A 22,254-nucleotide genomic window follows, 5' to 3' on the forward strand; every position below is an offset into this window, starting at 1 on the left:
TCACCAAGCAAATATTACCGCGCGGGCGCAGATGAAAGCGGCGTTTTTGCCGCATCCTTGGCGGCTCTTTCGGCATCCGTCTCCTTGGCCACGGGCGTAACGCCCAACTCCGCCAATGGTTCATCTGGTATCGCGCCCTTGTCCGCTGTCAGGGGCGCAGCGTCAGGCACGCCGCCTGTTTGTGGCCCGTCGCTTACCCTGTCCAAGACCATATTGGCCAATGTCACGAACAACAGAACCACCACGAGCCCGACTAGCCCTACCTGAATACGCTGTATTGCGGATTGCTTTTGTTCGACCATATGCGCTCTCCTTACCCCCGTTTTGGCTGTTAGCTGTCTTGCTGCCAAGGCATCACGGGCAGGTTTTTGCTGCGCATCCACGCCGGGTTATAAATGGTAGACAAATAGCGGAAGCCGGTATCGCATAATATCGTCACGATACGCTTACCCGGCCCCAAATGCTTTGCCAGCGCGATGGCACCCGCCACGTTTATCCCCGAGGATAACCCAAGGCAAAGCCCCTCCTCCGCCAAAAGCCGGCGGACCCAGACTAGCCCCTCTTCATCGGAAATGCGGAATTGCGTGTCAATCGGCGCGCCGTCGAGATTGGCGGTAATGCGTCCCTGCCCGATTCCTTCAGCGACCGAGCTACCTTCGGCGCTTAACTCGCCGCATGCATAAAAATTATAAAGTGCCGCACCATGCGGATCGGCCAAGGCGATTGTGACGCCCTCATCCTTTGCCTTTAGCCCAAGCCCGACCCCCGCAATTGTCCCGCCCGTGCCCGCAGCGCAAATGAAGCCATCAATCTTACCGTCCATCTGCGTCCAGATTTCTTCGGCTGTCGTTTCGATATGCGCGCGGCGGTTGGCGATATTGTCGAACTGGTTTGCCCAAACAGCATTTTCGGTTTCTTCGGCCAGCCGGCGTGATGTGTGGACGAAATGCCCCGGATTTGCATAAGGCGCAGCGGGCACAAGCACGAGCTCGGCACCCAATGCGCGTAAAGTATCCTTTTTCTCCTGGCTCTGCGTTTCTGGCATGACGATGATCGTCTTATACCCCAGCGCATTGCACACCAAAGCAAGGCCAATGCCGGTATTACCTGCCGTGCCCTCAACAATCGTACCGCCGGGCTTCAACAAGCCCTGCCGTTCGGCATCCCGGACGATGTAAAGCGCGGCGCGATCCTTTACCGACGCACCGGGGTTCACATATTCGCATTTGCCAAAAATATCGCATCCGGCTGCCTCGCTTGGTCCGTTCAGGCGGACGAGCGGGGTGTTGCCAATCAAATCAAGTGTTGAGCCAAGCATGTTCATATCGCCAATAGCTAGGCGCGTTCATGGCCAATCGCAAGACGGTCTGGCTTTGGCCGCGACAATATGGCGGCAAAAGCGGATATTATAGCAAAACGCATTCGAGGTATTGTTATAATATATCATCGCGTCTAATGCGTCGCTCTGTCTTTGGCTCTTATGGATGACGTTCTCTTATGAAAACCGCCCCGCTTCTTGCCATATCCGCAAGCATAACGGCATTGTCACTAGCTTTGGCGGCGCCAGCATATGCGCAGCCAAGCAATGCAGCCGCGACGGAAGCCAAAGCTCAGTCCGACGATTTTCACGGGACAGAGGATATCGTGGTCACCGCGCCGTTTGTTGAACGGCTCGACATTCTTTCCGGCACGTCTGCGATTTCAGGCGAAGTGCTCGCCGAAAAAACGCGCGCGCAATTGGGCGATATACTCACCAGCCTGCCCGGCGTTTCGGCGACGAGCTTCTCCCCCGGCGCATCGCGTCCCGTACTGCGTGGCTATCAAGGGAACCGCGTCGCTGTTTTAACGGACGGTATCGGCAATATCGACGCGTCCAATACATCGGCGGACCATGCGGTGACCATCGACACCTTGACGGTCGAACGGATTGAAGTGCTGCGCGGCCCCGCCGTCCTGTTGTTCGGCGGTCAGGCCGTGGGCGGCGCAGTCAACGCGCTCGACAAACGGATTCCACGATCCATCCCGGACGAAGACTTCCACATCGACGCCTTGGCCGGATATGGCAGCGCTGCACGCGACTGGTCTGGCGGCGCGTCGATTGATATGCCGATCACCGACCGAGTCATCGTCCATCTCGACGGCAGCTACCGCAACAGCGATGATCTGCGCACCGGCGGCTATATTCTCTCCCCCAATTTGCGCGCGGAGATGCTGGACTTCGCTGGCGAGGAAGCAAGTGAAGGCCATCTGGAAGAAGCCACCGAGGCCCGCGATTTGGCGGATCAGCGCGGCCGCATTCCCAACAGCGCAGTGAAAAGCTGGACCGCTGGCGTTGGCATCGCCTTTATCGACGACAATGGCAATCTTGGCGTGTCTTACAGCATTTACGACACAAATTACGGTATCCCTGCCCGTCCCGGCGCATCCCATGCGCATGCGCATGCGGACGAAGAACATGCAGAAGACGAAGAACATGTAGAAGGCGAAGCGCCCGTCACCATTGGCTTGCGGCAATATCGCGTCGACTTTCGCGGTGAAGTCAATTTGGGCGATGGCTTGTTTGAAAAACTACGCTTGCGCGCGGGCTACGCCGATTATACCCATACTGAATTTGAAGGTGACGAAGTCGGCACCGTCTTTAACAGCCAAGGTATCGAGGCGCGCGCGGAATTTGTGCAGAATGACCGCAACGGCTGGCGCGGGGCAAGTGGCGTCCAATATCAGACCCGCGATTTCGAAGCCATTGGTGCCGAGGCCTTCGTTCCGCCCAACATTACGCAGCAATTTGGCATGTTCACCTTGCAGGAATATACCAAAGGCAATCTGGATGCCGAAGTCGCTTTGCGTTTTGACACCGCAGATCTGCGCGCTGACACTTTGGGCTTAACGCGCTCGTTCAACAATATCTCCGCCGCATTTGGCCTTGGCTATCATATTGGCGAGCTAAAGATCGGCGCGAATATCTCGCGGACTGGCCGCGCACCAGCGGTGGAGGAGTTATCTTCCAACGGACCGCATATCGCGACGCAGGCCTATGAAATCGGCGATCCCGATCTGAAAAGCGAGCGCGCTTGGAATGGCGAACTCTACGCACGGTACGAAACGCCGGGCACCGCGTTCAGCGCAACGCTATACACCAACCGCTTCGACAATTTCATTTATGAGGCCGAGACTGGCGACAGTGAAGATGATTTGCCGGTGTTCCAATATTTCCAAAATGACGCCAAGGTTTGGGGTGTCGAATTTCAGGCGTCCACGCGCCTCGCCAGCTTTGGCAGTTCGAACCTGTCGGTCGATGGCGTTGCGGATTATACACGCGCCAAAATCTCCTCCGGTGGCGGCGATGTCCCGCGCATCCCGCCCTTGCGTTTATTGGGCGGGCTTAAGTTGACCAATGCACGTTTTGACCTGCGCGGCGAAGTCGAATTCAGCGACGACCAGACGAAGACGGCAGTGTTTGAAACGCCAACTGATGGCTTTACTTTGGTCAATGCTTCGGCGACTTGGCGGCCATTCGGGCGGGATCGCAACATTGCACTGATTGCGTCAGCGAACAATATCTTCGACGTAACCGCCCGCCGTGCCGCCTCCTTTACCAAGGATTTCGTGCCTTTGACCGGTCGTGATTTCCGGGTAACGGCGCGCGTTAGTTTCTGATCAACCGATAGTGTTCATGCAACCCCACCAAGGGGCTATTTCGATGATCGCGCGCTAAAAAACGGAACCTCCGCGTGATCGGTGGGTTAGCCTGCTAGGCCTAATTTGTGGGCCAAGCTCTTGGAGAATATCATGCGCAAAATTGCAACGATCATCCTGCTTTCAGTATCCTTGCTGGCAGCAGCCTGCAACACCGTCAAGGGCTTGGGCGAAGACATTGAATCCGTCGGCGAAGCCGGTGACCGCGCTACGTGATAGATGGCCGGTCGTAGTGACACGAAGGGCTGCAGGGGAACTTCTGGCCCTTTTTGGTTTATCATTCTGGGTCATTCTGAATACCCCTTGCCGTCTGAGTATAGGCGTCATCCTGAACTTGTTTGACCGATGGTCACTTCGTTCCAGGATCCATTTATCCATTCTGGTTAGGGGCGTGCTGCGCGATGGACCCTGGAGCCGAAGGCTGGCAAAGCCAAAACAAGTTTAGGGTGACGTTATGGGTGGCTCAGGGTGACGGAGCGGAGAAGGAAGAGAGGTTAAGGATATAGGACGAAGGCTAGGTTGCCAAACCTACAGCATAGCCTCTTCAACGGCCTCCGCCTTTTTACGGCGGCGGCGGGTGAACCAGATAGCAATCAGAGCCAGCTCGTATAATATACACAAGGGGATCGCGAGCAGCAATTGCGACACAACATCCGGCGGCGTGAGGACGGCGGCAACGGCGAAGGCACCGACAATGGCATAGCGCCGCGCGCCCCTAAGCTGTTCCAGCGTGACAATCCCTGCCCGCTCCAACAACATCAGCAACACCGGCAGCAAAAACGAAATGCCAAAGCCAAAAATGAACTTCATCACGAAATTGAGATAATTGTCGACACCCGGAAGCGCCTGTTGCTCCACACCGCCAACAGTGCCGCCAAAGCCAAGCAAATATTCCAGCGCGACGGGGATCGCCATATAATAAGCCATGGACGCGCCAGTGATAAACAAGACCGGCGTTGCAAGCAAAAATGGCAGAAATGCACGTTTTTCTTTGCTGTAAAGACCGGGGGCAACGAAGCGCCATAACTGCGTTGCGAATACCGGGAAGGAGAAGAAGGTAGCGGCAAAAAACGCGACCTTAATCTCGACGAAAAATGCCTCGAATATTGCGGTATAAATTAGTTTCGTCTGACCCGATGCGAGCAAAGGCTGCACAAGAAAGCCAAAGATCGGCCGCGCGAAATAGAGGCTGATGCCAAAAGCGATGGCGAGCGCCAAAAAGCTCCAGAGCAAGCGGCTGCGCAGCTCAATCAAATGATCAAGCAAGGGCATTTTGCTGTCGTCGATATCGCTCATGTCTTGGTCGCCGTTTCGGCTGGCGGGGTGTCAGCCGGTGCTTCTTCTAAATGTGCTTCAGCATCATCACCAACAACGTCTGCGCGTGGATCAGCCGGATGCGCGCGCATGATGCGGTCGTTTTCGGCCTTCCACTTTTTCTCCAATTCTTCGAGTTCCGACTGACGCACCATTTCGTCAAAGCCAGACCGGAAATGCGAGGCGACACCGCGCGCTTTGCCCACCCATTTGCCGACAAAGCGCAAGGCCTTTGGCAAATCCTTTGGCCCAATGACCAAAAGCGCCACCAGGACGACAAGCAACAGTTCGGATGACGCGATGTCAAACACGTCAATCCCCCGGCATCGAGGGTGAATGATTCAGCACTATCAATGGCTTAGCTTTGAGTCTTGTCAGTCTGCTTTTCAGCGTCAACGACCGTATTTGCGCCAATTTGCGGCGGCGCCTTAGGGGCTTCGTCCTCTTCGGTCATACCTTTTTTAAAGCTTTTAATCCCTTTGGCGACGTCGCCCATCATGTCGGAAAAACGGCCCTTGCCGAACAAGAGCAACACCAAAATGCCAACAATCAGCCAGTGCCAGATGCTAAAACCACCCATTTCAAACTCCTAACGGGGCGCGCCCCGGATGTTGCGACCCTTATGTCCCTACCCTATTTAAGCGTTGTTTTCATCAATTGCCAGTTCGGCGTCACTTTCTTCGCCAGTAAACAGCATTTCACTTATTGCGCTATCAATCGGGTCCAGCAAACCAGCGGCTTTGAGGTCCGCGATACCAGGCAAATCCTTGCGGCTGGTCAGGCCGAAATGCGTCAGGAAATTTGGCGTCGTGGCGAAGAGCAATGGACGCCCCGGCACTTCGCGGCGGCCAGCAGGGCGCACCCACCCCGCCTCCATCAAAACATCAAGCGTGCCTTTCGAAATCTGCACACCGCGAATGGCCTCAATCTCGGCGCGGCTGACGGGCTCATGATAAGCGATGATCGCCAATGTCTCGACCGCTGCGCGGCTGAGCTTGCGGCTTTCCTCCCGTTCGCGACGCAGCAAATGCGCAAGATCAGCGGCCGTTTGGAAATGCCACGTCTTGCCGCGCCGGACCAGTTCAATGCCGCGGCCTTCATAATGTTCCGAAAGGTGCGTGAGCGCCGCCGCGACATCGACGCTATCCCCGACATAGCTGCGTATCTGTTCGACGGTCATCGGCTGATCGCTGGCGAACAAGGTCGCCTCCACCGCGCGCAGGTCTCGGTCGGTTTCGATCATCTTGCCTTTTTCCGCACCATCAATGGCGCAAAAGTTGCCTCTTGCTGCAAATCGGCAATCCCACGTTTGGCAAGTTCCAAGGCCGCGACAAAGCTGGAGGCCAGAGCGGATTTACGCAAAGCTGGGTCCGCCGTCGGCGGCAGAAACGCATGTATCGCGGTCCAGTCAATCGCACGGCCAATCATGGCCGATACACGCTCCAACGCTTGTTCCAGCGTCATAACTTGGCGTTTTTTCACGATGTGCATGGCAGGCGCGGTGCGCGCGTTGATTTGGCCATAAGCGGTGATGAGCTCAAAATAATCGCATTCCCACGCCCGCGCCTTGACCACGCGCAACCCTTCGGGTGTGCCGCGCAAGAACACGTCGCGGCCAATCCGGTCGCGGGCCATCAACCGTGCGCCGCTGTCACGCATGGTATTCAGCCGCTCCAGCCTTAATTGCAGGCGCAATGCAAGTTCCTCCGGCGACGGGTCAATCGTCGGGTCCTTCGGCAGCAACAATGCTGATTTGAGATAAGCCAACCACGCCGCCATCACCAGATAATCGGCAGCGAGTTCAAGCTTCAACGCGCGCGCCTCATCAATGAATATCAGATATTGTTCGACCAAGGCCAAGATAGACAATTGCCGCAAATCCACCTTTTGGTTGCGGGCGAGCGCGAGCAACAGGTCCAACGGCCCTTCCCAGCCGTCAATATCGATGGTCAGAACATCGGGGCCTAACGCGACACTGGCCGCGCTCTCGTCGCGGAGGGCATCCTCTGCGTCAAAGAGCATTGACCCAGTCATGCCGCGCCCGTGGACCCGCCTGTAAGCTTTGTCTGCGTGTCGGCCAAGGCCAGCAACTGGTCCCGCTTGTCCAACAGATGCGCCAAGCGGTCGGCATCAAACGGCACAGACGGCAGGGCCATCGCGCGGTCAAGGCGGGCGCGGGCAGCCGGCGTAATTTCGGGCAGATTAGCTGCTATCGCGACCATTTCGTCCAACCGCCCCCAGCAATTGAGCGCAAGATCACAGCCCGCCTGAACACAGGCCAAAGCACGGCTTGCAACATCGCCTTGCAACGCGTTCATATCGAGATCGTCGCTCATCAACAGGCCGTCAAAACCGACCTGCCCGCGAATAACCGTATCAATGACAAAGCGCGACATGGTTGCGGTGTGCGCATTGTCCCAAACATCATAGACAACATGGCCCGTCATGCCCATCGCGGCGCTGTTCAGCGCACGAAAAGGGGCAAGGTCTTGTTCCAGCTCGGCCTCGGTTGCGGTGACATGTGGCAGATCGTGATGGGTATCGACCGTGGCGCGCCCCTGCCCGGGCATATGCTTTACAACGCCGATGACGCCGCCCAAGGCAAGGCCATCAAGGATAGCGCGGCCCAACGCCGCCACGCGCATCGGGTCGCTGCCTAAGGCGCGGTCGCCAATGGCGGAATGCGTGTCGGGCACGCGGACATCGAGGACGGGTAAGCAATCAACATTGATGCCGACTTCGTTCAGCGAGAGCGCAATAGCCTCCGCATTACAACGTGCTGCCTCAATCGCGGTGATGGGCGCGATGTCATATAGCGCATCAAATGCCCCGCCAGCGGGAAAATCAGGCCAGACCGGCGGACGCATCCGCGCGACACGGCCGCCCTCTTGATCAATCAGGATGGGCACATTGTCGCGCCCGTGCAAGGTCCGCAAGCTGTCGGTCAGCGCGCGGACCTGCGCCCGATCTTCGATATTGCGTTTGAACAGAATATAGCCTGCTGGCTCGACATCGCGAAACAGGCGTTTTTCATCATCCGTCAGGGTCAGGCCCGATAGGCCAAATATTACCGGTTTCATAAGCGAATGCTAAGCCTGCCGCCGCTGCAAGGCAAGCATGGAGCGGCGGGAAGTGGCGCTTTAGCTGTGTATAATTACCGGATTGCGCCCAAGAAATCCAACTTACCCAAAGGCACACCCTTCATCCGCAATAGCGCATAGGCCATGCTGAGATGAAAGAAGAAATTGGGAATGGCAAAGCCGTGGACGTAGGTGTTGCCAGTGAAGGGAATATCGCCGCTGGGCGTAGTCAGCACGACCTTTGCATCTTCGCGCGCCTCAAAACCATCGGGCGATGCGGCTTGCAGAAAGGATATGGCCTTGGCCACGCGCGCTTGAACATCGTCATAGCTGGCTTCATCATCGGCCCAAGGCTGGTTTTCAACTTGGCCGACGCGGACCGCAACAAACTTGGCGGTATCGGTGGTCATCTGCACTTGCTTCGTCAGCGGGGCCATGTCGTCGATCAGCCGCGTATCGAGCAATTCAGCCAAATCCATGCCCTGTTCCGCAGCAAAAGCCTTAGCCTTTTCGAGCATGTTCGACAGGTTTTTCAAGCCGCGGATGAAGGCGGGAACGGAGACATCGTATAAAGCAGGCATATTCTTTTCCTCGGGACGTTTGGCGCTATTTAAGTTGCTATTTGAAACGCTTCAACATGAAAAAGCGGGCAGTGCGCCGTGTTAAAAAAGGAAATGCTAGGTTGCCCGAATATGAGCGCCAGTTAAGCATGACGAGAGAATGTGTGGCGTCGCGCCAGAAACCTACCGCACGACCAGGCAATTCTCACCCGCGACCTTCAGTTTTGCGCAGAGTTGCTGCGCTTCGGTTGAATTGGCGGTTACGGCTTGCAGGCGGAACACCGTGCGCCCGCCTTCGACATTGGCTTGGGCAATCTTGCGGTTCATGCCTGCCAAAAAGCCGAAGCGCTTGTTCAGACCAGTCCATGCCGCTTCGGCCTTGGCGGAATCGCCGAACGCTCCAAGCTGCACCAAGACAGCATTTGCAGGCGCGCTGTTGGTTGCAGAAGGGGTCGCTGGTTTTGCCGCCACCGACTGGGGTGCCGCGACAGGGTCAGCCGACGGACCCGCAAGCACAGCGCCAGTTTTCTGGCCTTCGCTTGCGGCAAAGGCAGAATCGCCCTCACCTTCGAAGCTTTTACCACCCGCATCCGCAGGCTTTTCCTTATAATTACCCTTGGGCGCGACGATCAGTTCGCCCGTGCCATTCGCTCCGCCTGCTGGGCGCGATTGAACCCAATAGACGCCCCCGGCAATTGCCGCGAGCAAGACCAAGCCAGCAACCACCATGAACGTCACCCTGCTGGGCGATCCGTTTACCTCTGCGTCGTAACCGTCAGCGGTCTCAAGCCAAGGGAGACGATCATTTTCGTCGAGATTCAGTCCATCATTGTTGCGTTCCATTACGTCACGTCCCCAATCCCTACATGTTATACGCGGCTTCAATCCCCATCAGCCGCAATCCATTGCGCAGGACTTGCCCGATATTTCGCGCCATGAAAAGCCTTGCACCTGTCATGTCAGTATTTTGCGCCAATATGAAGCGCTTGTCCGGTTGGTCATTACCGAGGTTCCAATAAGCATGAAACGCTGCTGCCAAATCATTAAGGTAAAATGCAATTCTATGCGGCTCGCCCGATTTCGCGGCGGCCTCCACAATACGCGGGAAATTTGCGGCTTCTCGGATGAGGCCGATCTCCGCATCGCCCAGCATCGCGATGTGCGCGCCATCGGGACCGAGCCCTTCAAGCTCTGCCTTGCGCATGGTCGATGATATGCGCGCATGGGCATATTGCACATAGAAGACCGGATTGTCCTTTGACGCTTCCACCACCTTGGCGAAATCGAAATCCATTTGCGCGTCGGCCTTGCGTGTCAGCATCGTGAAGCGGACGACGTCCTTGCCAACTTCTTCAATCACCTCTGCCAAAGTTACAAAGCTGCCCGACCTTTTGGACATTTTAACAGGCTCGCCACCGCGCAGCAGGCGCACCATCTGCACCAGCTTGACATCGAAATCGACCTTGCCGTCGGTCAGCGCATTGACCGCCGCCTTGATCCGTTTGACCGTGCCCGCATGGTCCGCGCCCCAAATGTCGATCATCGCATCGACACCTTGGCTTTTCTGGAAATGATACGCGAGATCTGCACCGAAATAGGTCCAGCTGCCATTGGATTTCTTGATAGGCCGATCTTGGTCATCGCCAAATTGCGTTGAACGGAACAAGGGGAGCGTCACAGGCTCCCAATCTTCGATTTCCTTACCCTTTGGCTTTTCCAACTCGCCGTCATAGACAAGCCCGCGCGCGCGCAGTTCCCTCTCCGCGACATCAGCCTTGCCAGCTGCATGCAGCTCGGCCTCGGACGAAAACAGGTCATGGTGAATGCCCAGCAAGGCCAGGTCCGCCTTGATCATCTCCATCATTTCGGCAACTGCGGCCTTGCGGAATAACGCAAGCCATCCGCTTTCAGGCGCGTCGACATATTGGGCACCAAAACGCTTTGCCAATTGCTGGCCGACGGGGATCAAATAATCACCGGGATACAGCCCTTCTGCGATTTCTATGGTCTCGCCCAATGCCTCACGATAGCGCAAATGCGCAGACCGCGCGAGGACATCAACTTGGCCGCCCGCGTCGTTGATATAATATTCGCGGATCACGCGGTAACCGGCAAATTCCAGCAATTTAGCCAAAGCATCACCGACCACAGCGCCACGGCAATGGCCCATATGCATGGGGCCAGTTGGGTTGGCGGAGACATATTCAATATTCACCGACTTGCCATCGCCCAGATGCGAGCGCCCATAATCATCGCCCGATGCCGCCATAGCGCGCAATTCATCAAGCCATGCCGACGCATCGAGCCGCAGATTAAGAAACCCCGGCCCGGCAATTTCAACAGCTATCACGCCAGCAACCTTCGCCAGCTCAACCGATAAAGCTTCCGCTAAGGCGCGCGGGTTGGTTCCGGCGGGTTTTGCCAGCACCATCGCCGCATTGGTAGAGATATCGCCATGGGTCGCATCGCGCGGCGGCTCGACTGTCACATTGCTGCGGTCCAAATCCGCCGGCAAAGTTCCAAGCGCCACAAGTGCGTTCAGCGCATGGTCGACATGCGCTGCATATTGTTCAAAAAGGGTCATGACTGTGCCTTGAAATTAACGCGGATCACCGCGTGACATTGTAACGCAGCTGATCTTCGGTCAGCTGAAAACCGATGAGCATTTCAAAGCTTGATCGGACAACCGCTGCGCGCACTTCGGGATCGGCCATGGGGTCAAGCGCGGCGTCGGGGTCGCCCGGCTTGCGCTTCTTGGTGATTTTCTGCACGATTTCGGCGGGCAGGCTGGCGGCGTTCTTGTCGATATAGCCAGCGGCTTGCCCCTGCGCCGATGCGCGTTGCTGGCCATCGGCGAATTGCAATGTCACTTGGCCGACACGCTTTGCAATAACGGCGCTACCGCCTTGAACCACGGTATTGAAATAAGGTACAGTTACGGTCCGACTGCCGCGCACATCGCTACGCCGCGCTTGCACATCAAATATTGCCTGTGAAAAGATTTTCTCTCCGCTTTCGTTGCATGTCGGGCGAATATTCGTGATTGTCGCAACCACGTCGATAGCATCGGCGTCGGTGCTGTTCGTCGGGTTGAAAATAGTGATGTCACCCGTACCATCGGGCACCGCAACCGTTGGGCAGCCCGACCGCGTGACGTTCACGCCAACGCCAGCCGCAACATCCAAATCGCCGTCGCGTGAGCAACCGGCCAAAGTAGCTGCTGCAATACCGATGGTCAGGGCTTTGGTGGCGAAGTTCATAAAGGGCAATCCTCGGGTTTCTTAAGCTTGGGTCGCTTGTACGAAAGGTGCATTGGTCCTTATCCCCCCATCGCGGCGTGCGCAACAGGGGAAAGGTCTTGGCGGATGCAGTGACTTTATCTAAAGAAGATTACGCATGACTGAACAATCACTCCCCAAAAAATCGCTCCGGCTGCTTTTAGCCGCGCCACGTGGTTTTTGCGCTGGCGTTGACCGCGCTATCCAGATTGTCGAGCTTGCGCTCGAACAACATGGCGCGCCGGTCTATGTCCGCCACGAAATCGTCCACAATCGTTATGTGGTCGACAGCCTAAAGGCGAAAGGCGCGATTTTTGTCGAAGAGCTCGACGAAGTGCCTGATGGCGGCCATGTCGTATTCTCCGCGCATGGGGTGCCCAAATCGGTGCCCGCCAATGCGCAACAACGCGGCCTGGCTTATTTCGATGCGACCTGCCCCTTGGTTTCAAAAGTTCACAAGCAAGCCGAGCGACAAGTTGAGGCCGGCCGTCATATCATTTTTGTAGGCCATGAAGGACATCCCGAAGTCATCGGTACCTTTGGCCAAGTGCCCACTGGCGCGATGACCCTGGTGGAAACAGCCGAAGACGCGCGGGCAATTGAACCTGCCGAGCCCGACAATATCGCGTTTTTGACGCAGACCACTTTGTCGGTTGATGATACCTCGGAAATCGTTGGAATCCTTCGACAACGCTTCCCCAATATCGTCGGGCCAAAGGGGGAGGATATTTGTTACGCCACGTCCAACCGCCAAGAGTCGGTGAAGGCGATTGCGCATGAATGTGACCTTGTCCTCGTTATCGGCGCGCCCAACAGTTCAAACTCGCAGCGTTTGGTTGAAGTTGCCGCGCGTTCCGGCGCGAAGGCTTATTTGGTGCAGCGTGCCGCAGAAATCAGTCTGAACTGGTTTGATGACGTTAAAACGCTTGGTTTAACCGCAGGTGCGTCGGCCCCTGAAATTTTAGTGCGCGAGATTATCGACGCACTCGCGCTGCATTTTGATTTGGACCAGCAGCAGGTAACTACCGCAGAAGAGACCGTCACGTTCAAACTGCCACGCGAACTGGCTGGCGCGGCGAACTGATTTGGCGGTTTACACGCAGTTGGGGCCGCAGCAGGTTGAGGCATTGCTGGAGCGTTATGATGCCGGCAAACTTGTCGCGTTGAAAGGTATTGCCGAGGGCGTCGAAAACAGCAATTTCTTTGTGCAAACAACGCAAAGCCGTTTCATCCTGACCCTGTATGAAAACCGCGTAAACACTGACGATTTACCATTTTTCTATGCTTTGCTTAAACATTTGCACGATGCAGGTTGCACGGTGCCGCGGTTTATCACGGATCGTGATGGCCAATGGCTGCAATCGGTCGCGGGGCGCCCTGCTTGTTTAATTGAGTTTCTCGATGGCGTATCAGTCACCGAACCGACCGCAGCACAAGCACATTCGACCGGCGCGGCATTGGGGCATATGCATAAGGCGCTCGCCAATTTCACTTTGGCGCGACCCAACAGCCTTGGCGTTTCCGCATGGCGGCCATTGGCGATGCGTTGCACGGCGGAGGGCCTTGAATCCATCGCGCCCGGCCTGTCCACGCGGGTCTTTGCCGAATGCGATTATCTCGAGGCGCATTGGCCAACCAATCTGCCCGTCGCGGCGGTCCATGCCGATCTATTTCCGGACAATGTCCTGATGTTGGGCGACCATGTCAGTGGTTTGATCGATTTCTACTTCGCGTGCACGGAAATCCGCGCTTATGATTTGGCGGTGACGCACAGCGCATGGTGCTTTTCCAATGATGGCGCCGTTTATGATGCAGAGGTGAGCGCAGGCTTACTCTCGGGCTATGCTAGTTGCGTGTCCTTGGACGCGGCGACGCGCGAAGCATTGCCGATATTGCTGCGCGGCGCATGCCTGCGGTTCTTGCTCACACGTTGCTATGACTGGATTAACACGCCAGCAAATGCGCTTGTGACGCGCAAAGACCCGCTCGCTTTTCTGCGCCGGCTAGATTTTTACAGCAACACCGCACAGGTTGAAAATATGTTGGGGCATTATTCTTGAAACAGCTTGAGATTTTCACCGATGGCGCGTGCAAAGGCAATCCCGGGCCCGGCGGTTGGGGCGCTGTGATCCGTTATGGCAAGCATGAAAAAGAAATTTCGGGCGGCGAACCAGACACCACCAATAACCGGATGGAGCTTGCCGCCGCGATACAGGCGCTCAAAATCCTAATCGAGCCATGCCATATCAAACTGCACACTGACAGCAAATATGTCCTTGATGGGATCACCAAATGGATCCACGGCTGGCAACGCAATGGATGGAAAAACGCATCAAAACAGCCCGTCCGCAACGCCGATTTATGGCGTGACCTCATCGATGCTGTTGCCCGGCATCAGGTCGAATGGATTTGGGTGAAGGGCCATAATGGCCACCCCGAAAACGAACGCGCCGACCGACTGGCCAGTGACGCGGCGGAGGTTGCGGCGCAGCGCTAATAAAACCGCGCTGGCGTATACACGGCTGCGTCCACACGCGGTGGCGGGGCGATAGCTTCATCCAGCAATGATCCGGCAAGCTGCGCTGCGGCGGGTGCGGTCTGGATGCCAAAGCCACCCTGCCCTGCGAACCAGAAAAACGCATCATTCGCCTTATCGTGGCCAATGACGGGCAACCGGTCCGGCGCAAAGCTGCGCAGCCCGGCCCATTTATGTTCGACGCGTTGAATGTCCCAATCGACCACGGTCTGCAGACGGTCAATGGCGGTCGCGACGTCCCATTCCTCCGGCGCAGCATCGCAGGCCGGGGTTGCGGTTTCGTCATGCGGGCTGAGCCATAAGCGGCCGCCCGCATCTGGTTTAAAGTAGAAGCTGCCGTCTAGTCCAATGACCAGCGGCAAGTCCGCCGGAACGTCTGGCGATACGACCAATTGTGCGATGGTCCGGCGATAGGGTTGGATGCCCAAGGGCTGGACCTGCGCCAATTGCGCCACTTCGTCGGCCCATGCGCCCGCCGCGTTGATGATGATGTTTACAGAGCAGTTTACGCCGCCTGCCGCGATCTGCCATGCGCCATTTTGCCATTTAGCTGCGCTCAGGCGGCTGTTGCAATGTAGCACTGCGCCTTGCCGTTTTGCTTGGCGCAAATAGGCGGCGTGGAGCGCGGCGACATCAATGTCGCAACAGTCTGGCTCCCAAAGGCCATTCGTCCAATCGCTGCGCAGTCCCGGGACACGCGCCGCCACAGCCGCGCGGTCACTGACATCAATTTGCACACCGCTGGCCGCAAATTCCGCGCGCATATTGTCGGCCATCGACGTCTGATCTGCGGTGCCGATGTGCAGCCCGCCGCGCTTGTGCATCAATGGGCCATCATGAAAATCCGCAGGCGGCGCGGCCAAAAACGGCCCTGACGCAGTGGTAAGCGGCTGAACCCCAGGGCCGCCATAGCATTCGACCCAGAATGCGGCTGACCGGCCCGTCGAATGATATCCGGGATGCGCCTCTGCCTCAATCAATAGCACTGATGCCCGCGCGGACAATTGGGCCGCAAGGCTTGCGCCAGCGATACCGGCACCAATGATGGCAAAGTCAAAGTCGCTCATTTTTGTGGCGCGTTGGCTTCCAGAAAGTCGTCGATCCGCGCAAGGCATTGGTCACGAACGGGATCCGCCTCCCGCAACAATTCATGAGCAGCTTCCTTGCCGAAGATTAATGTTTCGGCATGTGGCAAGCGTTTGCTGTCGGTGATCACGCGCGGGGTGCTGACCAATTGGTCGCCAGTGGTCGCGAGCAGCAAAATGGGCGTTTTAATAGCCTCCAACAGACCCGGCGCTTCCAACATACGGATCGATGCAATCGCGCGTTCAATCCAATGCCAGCTTGGCGGGCCCAATTTCACGTTGGGACGCAATTTCCACCATGCGATTTCGTCTTCATAACGATCATCATCATGCGTCAACATCTTGCCCCGCATCTCCATGGGCGACATCGGCTTCTCGCTGACTTTCCAGGCGGGATCATTGCCCTTGCCGATTTTGACCATCAGCTTGGCAAAAGCATGGTTCAGGGCCAGCGGCAAGCCGCCGGTTTGAATGCCCAACATCGGCGCGCTCAACACTACTGCGTCAGGGTCGATCGCCTTTTCCACCAAAGCACGCATGGTAAGCTGCCCACCCATGCTGTGTGCCATAACAACATGTGGCCCTGGCGTTTCTTGTTTCCAGGCATTCCAGAAATGCCGCAGGTCGACAATCCAAGTGGCGAAATCATCGATATGGCCGACATGCGGGTCCGCCAATAGCCGTCCGGATTCGCCCTGCCCGCGCCAATCGATTGCCGTCACGCGCCAGCCGGCATCGGCATAATATGCCAATGTCTCCAGATATTTTTCATAATGGTCGCCGCGTCCCGGCAGGAACAATAACGACCCGCGTGGCGGGTTTGCGCCTTGCCAATCAATGCGGCGAATGGCCCATTGGTCGGCAGCATGCCATATGCTCTCCACTGCTTCAGCAGGGACCATGCGTCGGTTCATCGGCGTGTTGGTTTTGGGCACGGGCGTCTCTCGTAATAGATGCTGTAAGGATATTGAAGTAGGGAGTGCATTGCCCTTCAACTTTTACGGACGGTCTGCTCGATAGCGCCAAAGATGCTGTGTCCAGCCTTGTCGAGCACTTCAATCCGCACAACATCGCCGTGCTTCAGGAATGGCGTGACCATGTCGCCCGTCTGGATTTTCTCGACCATGCGGACTTCGGCCAAACAGCTATAGCCAAGGCCGCCAGCGGCGACGGGCTTGCCAGGGCCGCCATCGGCATCACGGTTGGACACTGTGCCCGAGCCAATGATCGAGCCTGCCCCGATATTGCGTGTCTTGGCGAGATGCGCGATCAAGGTTCCAAAATCAAAGGTGCAATCGTCCGAAGCCACCGCGCGTCCAAATGGCGCGCCGTTAAGGTCAACATTCAATGTACGGTGCAGCTTTCCATCCTGCCAAAAGTCCCCAAGGCTGTCCGGCGTGACAAACACAGGCGACAAGGCGCTGGCGGGTTTTGACTGGACAAAGCCAAAGCCCTTTTCCAACTCCGCAGGAATCAGGTTGCGCAAGGAAACGTCGTTCACAAGGCCAACCAGCCGGACATAAGACAAGGCATCTGCCGCCGATGTTCCTTGCGGGACATCGCCAGTCACGACAACAATCTCCGCCTCAAGATCACATCCCCACGCCTCATCGGCCAAAGGGATGTCGTCGCGCGCGCCCATGAAGGCATCGGAACCGCCCTGATACATTAACGGGTCATGCCAGAAGCTTTCGGGCAGCACAGCGCCCCGCGCCTTGCGGACCAATTCGACATGATTGACATAGGCCGAACCGTCCGCCCATTGATAGGCGCGCGGCAAAGGAGCGGCAGCGTCATGTTCATGGAAACGTTCGCGTGGAATGACGGCATGTTCAAGATCAGTCGCCAGCGCTTGCAATCGGGGTGCAAACTCCGCCCAATCGTCAAGTGCTGCCTGCAATGTCGGGGCGATATGCGCGGCATCGGCATACCAAGCAAGATTGTCCGACACGACCACCAAATGTCCGTCACGGCCCGACTTTAATGATGCAAGTTTCATGATTTTTCTCCGGCTTTTGTCCTTCATGCAACGATATTGCAGTTGCGGCAACCGCAACTCTGCGTTTAGACATAGAGACATGGCATATAAGAACGCCAAATTGCGGTTGGTTCATACAGGAGCGCTGGCGCTTTCGCTGTTCGTCACCAGCTCTGCCTTTAGCCAGCAACAGAATTTCAACACGGTTGAAGCCGCAAAAAACGGCTGGTTTGCCGAACAGAATCGGTCAGCGACCTGGTATCTGGCGCAGCATCAAAAACTGTCCAGTGCAATGAATGCGTTGCAGCCGCAAAGGCCGGGAGTTGTCGACGCCTATGTGCTGTCCATTGGTCTTGATTCCGACCCAGTCTTTGCGCGCGAGTCGGCTGAAGCGGCCAAGATATTGGCGCGGCGTTATGGGGCGACTGGCCGGACAGTGTATTTGGCCGCTGGCGCAGATGATAAAGCCACAGGCGCACCGCAAGGGTCACCGTCAAACCTCGCCACGGCATTGGCTGCCATTTCCAGCAAGATGGACACGAAGGAGGATGTCCTCATCCTGTTCGCCACCAGCCATGGCGACCCAGTTTCGGGGCTTGCCTATCGCGATGGGGATTATGCCGCAGGGATGATCGCGCCGCAGCGTCTGGCCGTTTTGCTCGACGGCATCGGCGTCAAACGCCGCATGGTGCTGCTATCGGCTTGCTATTCGGGCATTTTCATTCCGCTGCTGACCAATGATCAAACCGTTATCGTGACTGCGGCATCGTCGCAACGCCCTTCATTTGGCTGCACACCGAGTAACGATTGGACGTTTTTTGGCGATGCATTGATGAACAACGCTTTGCGCAAACCGCAGAAATTTGACGCTGCCGTTGCCGAAGCCACCGGGCTCATTACGCAATGGGAAGACGCGTTGGGACTTAAGCCATCACGGCCACAGGTTTTTGTTGGCGCAAATGCGCAGATCTGGTTGGACGTGCTGGAGAATAAGTTGCCCACGACCGCCAGTGCGAAGGTCGGACGCCCCGCGATATCGACCGATTGAAGGAGCTGCGGACTAACCCAATTCAACGACTCGCGCGCGCAATTGGGCCAACATCGCCTCCAACAACTTCGCCTCTCCGCTGCCTAATATCTTCTCAAGCTCGGCCTCTAACGTCAGCGCCTCCGGCACAATTTGTTCATACAAATCGCGTCCGGCGGGCGTGAGCGCCAGATGATGTGAACGGCCATCGGACATGTTCGGCACACGGCTGATCAGGCTGCGGTCCTCCAATGCCTTGCACGCGCGGTTTACGGTGACCTTGTCCATCGCGGTTGCCGCAACCAATTGCCGCTGCGTCGCCACATTGCTTTCGCCCAACAGCGCCATGACCCGCCATTCCGGGACCTTGAGCGCAAATTTGCCACGATAGGCACGCGCGATCAGGTCGCTGACCGCGTTTGATGTGATGGATAATTGATAAGGCAGAAACGCACTAAGCGTTAGTTTTTTGGTTGGCATCACGCGGGCTTCACTTGATCAGGATGCGCCGCGACAAAGGCCGGAAGCGCAGTTAGCGCGGCATCCATCCGCAACAGCTTGGGGAAGGCATTGAGCGGCGTATCCACGCGGCGGGCATTTGCCATTTGTGGGACGAGGCAGACATCGGCCAAATTCGGCAGGTCGCCGCCGAACAGACCATCTTCGGGGGCCATGGCCTCCAACGCCGCGAAACCTTCGATTATCCAGTGCCTGTACCATTGGTCCACGGCCTCTTGCGACTGGCCCATCTGGTCCTTCAGATATCTTAACACGCGCAAATTATCGATGGGATGTATGTCGGCAGCAATGATCAATGCTTGCGCCAATGTCTTGGCGCGCTCCGCCGGGTTCGAAGAGACCATCGCGGGGGCGGGATATTGCGCATCGAGATAATCAATAATCGCCAAGCTTTGCGTCAGGTCATGTCCGTGTATCGACAGCATCGGGACAAAGCCTTGCGGATTACGTGCAACATAATCGGGCGCCCTTTGCGCATTGTCCAGCAGGCTGGTTGGCACGGGCGTGTACGGCACATTTTTAAGGTTCAGCACAATACGCACGCGATAGCTCGCGGACGAACGCCAGTAATCGAACAGGATTATTTCACTCATGCGCTTGGTAATTAGCATGGCACAAGCAAAAGGCAAAAGCATTGCGGCTTGCCTATTCCCCGCTTATGTTGGTTTTCAACGCAAAGGACCCAATATGCACCACGCTAAAACATGGATGATCGCAGCCGCAATATGCGCGGCAATTCCGGCGCAAGCCGCCGCCCCAATTTCTGGGCGCTGGATCACACAAAGCAAGGACGGCGTGGTCGAAGTGTACGAATGTGGCGCGGCATTATGCGGGAAGCTGGTGAAGTTTCTCGTCAACCCGCCAGCAGGAGCAGGCGCGAAGGACTTGAACAATCCCGATAAAAAGCTGCGCAGCCGAACGATATTGGGCCTGAATGTCCTGACTGGATTTCAATCAGACGGCAAAGAATGGAAGGGCCAGATTTACGATCCCAAGTCAGGCAAAACCTATCGCTCAATCGTCTATAAGGGCAAGTCAGGCAATCTGGTCGTCAAAGGATGTATCGGACCCTTTTGCCAAGCGCAAACATGGACACCGGCCAGCTAAGGGCAGGACAACTTAAATGCATGGTCACGGCGTGGGTTACGCGCGCAACTTCCATCCAGAGCGCAGCAAGAGATAGCAGATAAGCCCGAGCACCGCGTTGATGCACAATAACAGCAACGCGCCAAACATCACCGGGCTATCCGCGCTGCCGATAAAGCCATAGCGGAAGCCGGAAATCGCGTAGAAAAACGGGTTGGCGTGGCTTATCGCCTGAAAAGTAGGTGATAATTTATCAACCGAATAAAAAGTCCCAGACAGCAAAGCGGCTGGCGCAACGATGAAATTGCTAACCGCGGCGGCATGATCGAACTTTTCCGCCCAGATTGATGTCATGACCCCGATAAGCGCAAGCATCATAGCCCCCATCAGCCCGAACCACAAAATTGCCCAGAAATGCTGAGGCATAACATGCACGCCGGGCCAAAATGCCATGGCGAGCCAGATAGTTCCGCCCACCAAAAACGCCCGTGTCACCGCCGCCGCCGTGAGCGCGGCCAAAACCTCCGCGTTGGAAAGCGGCGGCATCAGATAATCGACAATCGTGCCCTGAATCTTACCCACCAACAGCGAGAAGCTCGAGTTCGCAAAAGCGTTCTGCATCATGCCCATGATGATCAGGCCAGGCGCAATAAAATCCGCGAACGACACGCCCAACACGGTTGGCTTAACTGAACCCAAGGCGACGGTGAAGATAATTAGATAGAGCAAGGTCGTTATGGACGGAGCCCAAACGGTTTGCAGCTGCACCTTGAAAAAGCGGCGCACCTCTTTCATGTACAAGGTTTGCAGGCCGACCCAGTTTACATTGCGGATATGGCGTTCGCCGTCGGGCAGTTGCACAAGGGGGTTGGCATCCCTATCTTGGCCAATATTGCTTTTATGGTGGATAGTCATTGCGCAATCGACTATCGGCTTGCAACGATAACCGCAAGGCGCAATCGCGTCATTCGCGCGGCAAAGAAAACTCGTTATTGGAATTGCATTTATGTCGTGGACCGACCAGCGGATTGATCAGTTAAGGGCGCTTTGGGATAAAGGCCTGACCGCAAGCCAGATTGCAGACGAACTTGGCGGCGTCAGCCGCAATGCCGTTATTGGCAAGGCGCACCGTTTGGGCCTGAAATCACGCCCTTCCCCCGTGAAGTCGAACGACACGGACAAAAAAGCCGCGCCGAAAAAGGCTATACCGGCGCCGGCAAAGGCTCCAGCCACTGCGGCTGCGCCAGCGCGTCCCCGTCCATCCGCACCGGTCGCTGAACCCATTGCTCCCGTGCGCGCCGATGGTGATACCGCAGAAGCGCCGGTAACGCGCGCATCGACAATGCCACGTATTGTGTCGATCGGACCCGGCGGTTTCATGCGTCAGGGTCCCGGCGATCAGCAAGCGCCCATCCCAACTGCCCCGCCACGCCGCCTTGTACCTGCCAAGCCAAGCCCCGAAATGGCCGACAAAACGTCGTTGCTCGATTTGAACGAGCGTATTTGCCGCTGGCCGCTTGGCCACCCCGGCGAAGCGGATTTCCATTTCTGCGGTGTACCGGTTAATCCCGGATTCCCGTATTGCGTCGATCATTGCGGCCGTGCCTATCAGGCGCAGCTTCCACGCGGTGTGCGTCGCCCTCCACCCCCCATGCCATTTGGCGGTCCACGAGTTCGTTAAGACAGCGGCGAGATAGAGCGTGGATCATCCATTTGCGGATCTCATCGGATTAACATTAGAACAACAAGGTGAAGGTAGCAGTACGCTTCTGCTGCCGGTTGATGGTCGACATTTGAACCCGCACGGTGTTGTGCATGGTGCCGTCATTTACGCAATGGCCGATACTGGCATGGGCGCGGCGCTTTATTCGACACTCGATGCCGGATATGCGTGCGCGACAATTGATATCTCAATCACCTATTTCCGGCCAGTCATCGAAGGCCAATTGCTGTGCCAAACCGTTTTGGACAACAAGGGCAGGACTGTCGCCCATTTAACCGCCCGTATCACGCAGAATGATAAGTTGATTGCCCAAGCGAGTGGTAATTTCGCGATTATGGCCACGCCCCCGGAAAGACGCTGATCCGGTTTATT

At 56.6% G+C, this 22,254-nt stretch carries 27 protein-coding genes; 9 read left to right on the forward strand and 18 right to left on the reverse strand.

Features of this window, described 5'->3' with window-relative positions; all coding sequences use genetic code 11:
- Positions 1-14: 14 nt before the first annotated feature.
- Both Q0O07_RS02795 and Q0O07_RS02800 read right to left on the reverse strand, forming a co-directional pair.
- Positions 15-302, reverse strand: coding sequence for a hypothetical protein (locus tag Q0O07_RS02795; RefSeq protein WP_295490101.1), 288 nt, complete (start codon positions 300-302; stop codon positions 15-17).
- Positions 303-331: 29 nt separating this feature from the next.
- A complete protein-coding gene (locus tag Q0O07_RS02800; protein WP_295490103.1) occupies positions 332-1,324 on the reverse strand; it encodes a cysteine synthase A in 993 nt (330 codons plus the stop codon).
- Positions 1,325-1,497: 173 nt separating this feature from the next.
- Here Q0O07_RS02800 and Q0O07_RS02805 point away from each other — a divergent pair, with 173 nt between their 5' ends.
- Entirely contained in the window at positions 1,498-3,657 is a 2,160-nt protein-coding gene (locus Q0O07_RS02805; protein ID WP_295490106.1) for a TonB-dependent receptor, read from the forward strand.
- 132 nt (positions 3,658-3,789) lie between these two features.
- Positions 3,790-3,912 carry an entericidin A/B family lipoprotein gene (locus Q0O07_RS02810; protein WP_295490109.1) on the forward strand — a complete coding sequence of 41 codons (123 nt, stop codon included), beginning with the start codon at positions 3,790-3,792 and terminating at the stop codon, positions 3,910-3,912.
- 312 nt (positions 3,913-4,224) lie between these two features.
- Here the strand turns inward: Q0O07_RS02810 and tatC are convergent, their stop codons facing one another.
- From tatC to Q0O07_RS02860, 10 genes are all read right to left on the reverse strand, one after another.
- On the reverse strand, positions 4,225-4,992 hold the full coding sequence (tatC, locus tag Q0O07_RS02815) for a twin-arginine translocase subunit TatC (protein WP_295490111.1): 768 nt from the start codon (positions 4,990-4,992) through the stop codon (positions 4,225-4,227).
- On the reverse strand, positions 4,989-5,321 hold the full coding sequence (gene tatB, locus Q0O07_RS02820; protein ID WP_295490113.1) for a Sec-independent protein translocase protein TatB: 333 nt from the start codon (positions 5,319-5,321) through the stop codon (positions 4,989-4,991). Before tatB ends, tatC begins: the two co-directional genes overlap by 4 nt.
- A gap of 47 nt (positions 5,322-5,368) precedes the next feature.
- Entirely contained in the window at positions 5,369-5,590 is a 222-nt protein-coding gene (locus Q0O07_RS02825; protein WP_295490115.1) for a twin-arginine translocase TatA/TatE family subunit, read from the reverse strand.
- 57 nt (positions 5,591-5,647) lie between these two features.
- Positions 5,648-6,253: an SMC-Scp complex subunit ScpB gene (scpB, locus tag Q0O07_RS02830; protein ID WP_295490118.1), complete on the reverse strand. Its 606-nt coding sequence runs from the start codon at positions 6,251-6,253 to the stop codon at positions 5,648-5,650.
- Positions 6,250-7,044: a ScpA family protein gene (locus Q0O07_RS02835; RefSeq protein WP_295490120.1), complete on the reverse strand. Its 795-nt coding sequence runs from the start codon at positions 7,042-7,044 to the stop codon at positions 6,250-6,252. The genes scpB and Q0O07_RS02835 overlap by 4 nt, the downstream gene beginning before the upstream one ends.
- On the reverse strand, positions 7,041-8,090 hold the full coding sequence (gene nagZ, locus Q0O07_RS02840; protein ID WP_295490123.1) for a beta-N-acetylhexosaminidase: 1,050 nt from the start codon (positions 8,088-8,090) through the stop codon (positions 7,041-7,043). Before nagZ ends, Q0O07_RS02835 begins: the two co-directional genes overlap by 4 nt.
- Positions 8,091-8,164: 74 nt before the next feature.
- Positions 8,165-8,671 (reverse strand): DUF1993 domain-containing protein, encoded by a 507-nt coding sequence (locus tag Q0O07_RS02845; protein WP_295490125.1) that lies wholly within the window; start codon positions 8,669-8,671, stop codon positions 8,165-8,167.
- 162 nt (positions 8,672-8,833) lie between these two features.
- Positions 8,834-9,493 (reverse strand): SPOR domain-containing protein, encoded by a 660-nt coding sequence (locus tag Q0O07_RS02850; protein WP_295490127.1) that lies wholly within the window; start codon positions 9,491-9,493, stop codon positions 8,834-8,836.
- A 19-nt stretch (positions 9,494-9,512) separates the two neighbouring features.
- Positions 9,513-11,234 (reverse strand): arginine--tRNA ligase, encoded by a 1,722-nt coding sequence (argS, locus tag Q0O07_RS02855; protein WP_295490129.1) that lies wholly within the window; start codon positions 11,232-11,234, stop codon positions 9,513-9,515.
- 25 nt (positions 11,235-11,259) lie between these two features.
- Positions 11,260-11,910, reverse strand: a complete 651-nt coding sequence (locus Q0O07_RS02860) for a hypothetical protein (RefSeq protein ID WP_295490131.1) — start codon at positions 11,908-11,910, stop codon at positions 11,260-11,262.
- Between the two features lie 136 nt (positions 11,911-12,046).
- On the opposite strand from Q0O07_RS02860, the gene ispH reads away from it, so the two are divergent.
- From ispH to rnhA, 3 genes are read left to right on the forward strand one after another with little or no spacing between them, the layout of a single operon-like run.
- Positions 12,047-13,012: a 4-hydroxy-3-methylbut-2-enyl diphosphate reductase gene (gene ispH / locus Q0O07_RS02865; protein WP_295490134.1), complete on the forward strand. Its 966-nt coding sequence runs from the start codon at positions 12,047-12,049 to the stop codon at positions 13,010-13,012.
- Between the two features lies 1 nt (position 13,013).
- Positions 13,014-13,988, forward strand: coding sequence for a homoserine kinase (gene thrB, locus Q0O07_RS02870; protein WP_295490137.1), 975 nt, complete (start codon positions 13,014-13,016; stop codon positions 13,986-13,988).
- Positions 13,985-14,425 carry a ribonuclease HI gene (gene rnhA, locus Q0O07_RS02875; RefSeq protein WP_295490140.1) on the forward strand — a complete coding sequence of 147 codons (441 nt, stop codon included), beginning with the start codon at positions 13,985-13,987 and terminating at the stop codon, positions 14,423-14,425. The genes thrB and rnhA overlap by 4 nt, the downstream gene beginning before the upstream one ends.
- On the opposite strand, the gene Q0O07_RS02880 is transcribed toward rnhA, so the two are convergent.
- Genes Q0O07_RS02880 through Q0O07_RS02890 form a run of 3 tightly spaced genes read right to left on the reverse strand, consistent with a single transcriptional unit; the run spans position 14,422 to position 17,548 of the window.
- Positions 14,422-15,531: an FAD-binding oxidoreductase gene (locus tag Q0O07_RS02880; RefSeq protein ID WP_295490143.1), complete on the reverse strand. Its 1,110-nt coding sequence runs from the start codon at positions 15,529-15,531 to the stop codon at positions 14,422-14,424. The genes rnhA and Q0O07_RS02880 overlap by 4 nt on opposite strands.
- On the reverse strand, positions 15,528-16,484 hold the full coding sequence (locus tag Q0O07_RS02885; RefSeq protein WP_295490146.1) for an alpha/beta fold hydrolase: 957 nt from the start codon (positions 16,482-16,484) through the stop codon (positions 15,528-15,530). The genes Q0O07_RS02880 and Q0O07_RS02885 overlap by 4 nt, the downstream gene beginning before the upstream one ends.
- 56 nt (positions 16,485-16,540) lie before the next feature.
- The gene (locus tag Q0O07_RS02890; protein ID WP_295490150.1) at positions 16,541-17,548 is read right to left on the reverse strand and encodes a fumarylacetoacetate hydrolase family protein; all 1,008 of its coding nucleotides are present in this window, start codon (positions 17,546-17,548) and stop codon (positions 16,541-16,543) included.
- 79 nt (positions 17,549-17,627) lie between these two features.
- On the opposite strand from Q0O07_RS02890, the gene Q0O07_RS02895 reads away from it, so the two are divergent.
- Positions 17,628-18,575: a C13 family peptidase gene (locus tag Q0O07_RS02895; RefSeq protein WP_295490153.1), complete on the forward strand. Its 948-nt coding sequence runs from the start codon at positions 17,628-17,630 to the stop codon at positions 18,573-18,575.
- 12 nt (positions 18,576-18,587) lie between these two features.
- Here the strand turns inward: Q0O07_RS02895 and Q0O07_RS02900 are convergent, their stop codons facing one another.
- Both Q0O07_RS02900 and maiA read right to left on the reverse strand, forming a co-directional pair.
- The gene (locus Q0O07_RS02900) at positions 18,588-19,034 is read right to left on the reverse strand and encodes a MarR family winged helix-turn-helix transcriptional regulator (RefSeq protein ID WP_295490155.1); all 447 of its coding nucleotides are present in this window, start codon (positions 19,032-19,034) and stop codon (positions 18,588-18,590) included.
- A complete protein-coding gene (maiA, locus tag Q0O07_RS02905) occupies positions 19,034-19,666 on the reverse strand; it encodes a maleylacetoacetate isomerase (protein WP_295490158.1) in 633 nt (210 codons plus the stop codon). Before maiA ends, Q0O07_RS02900 begins: the two co-directional genes overlap by 1 nt.
- Positions 19,667-19,682: 16 nt before the next feature.
- Between maiA and Q0O07_RS02910 the strand changes: the two genes are divergently transcribed.
- Positions 19,683-20,180 (forward strand): DUF2147 domain-containing protein, encoded by a 498-nt coding sequence (locus tag Q0O07_RS02910; RefSeq protein ID WP_295490160.1) that lies wholly within the window; start codon positions 19,683-19,685, stop codon positions 20,178-20,180.
- Positions 20,181-20,216: 36 nt separating this feature from the next.
- On the opposite strand, the gene Q0O07_RS02915 is transcribed toward Q0O07_RS02910, so the two are convergent.
- Positions 20,217-21,074, reverse strand: coding sequence for an ABC transporter permease (locus Q0O07_RS02915; protein ID WP_295490163.1), 858 nt, complete (start codon positions 21,072-21,074; stop codon positions 20,217-20,219).
- Positions 21,075-21,165: 91 nt separating this feature from the next.
- Between Q0O07_RS02915 and Q0O07_RS02920 the strand changes: the two genes are divergently transcribed.
- Positions 21,166-21,840, forward strand: coding sequence for a GcrA family cell cycle regulator (locus tag Q0O07_RS02920; RefSeq protein WP_295490166.1), 675 nt, complete (start codon positions 21,166-21,168; stop codon positions 21,838-21,840).
- A gap of 19 nt (positions 21,841-21,859) precedes the next feature.
- The gene (locus Q0O07_RS02925; protein WP_295490168.1) at positions 21,860-22,243 is read left to right on the forward strand and encodes a PaaI family thioesterase; all 384 of its coding nucleotides are present in this window, start codon (positions 21,860-21,862) and stop codon (positions 22,241-22,243) included.
- Positions 22,244-22,254: the final 11 nt, after the last annotated feature.

Origin of the sequence: Sphingorhabdus sp. EL138 (assembly GCF_945890115.1) — a bacterium.
GTDB lineage: Bacteria > Pseudomonadota > Alphaproteobacteria > Sphingomonadales > Sphingomonadaceae > Sphingorhabdus_B.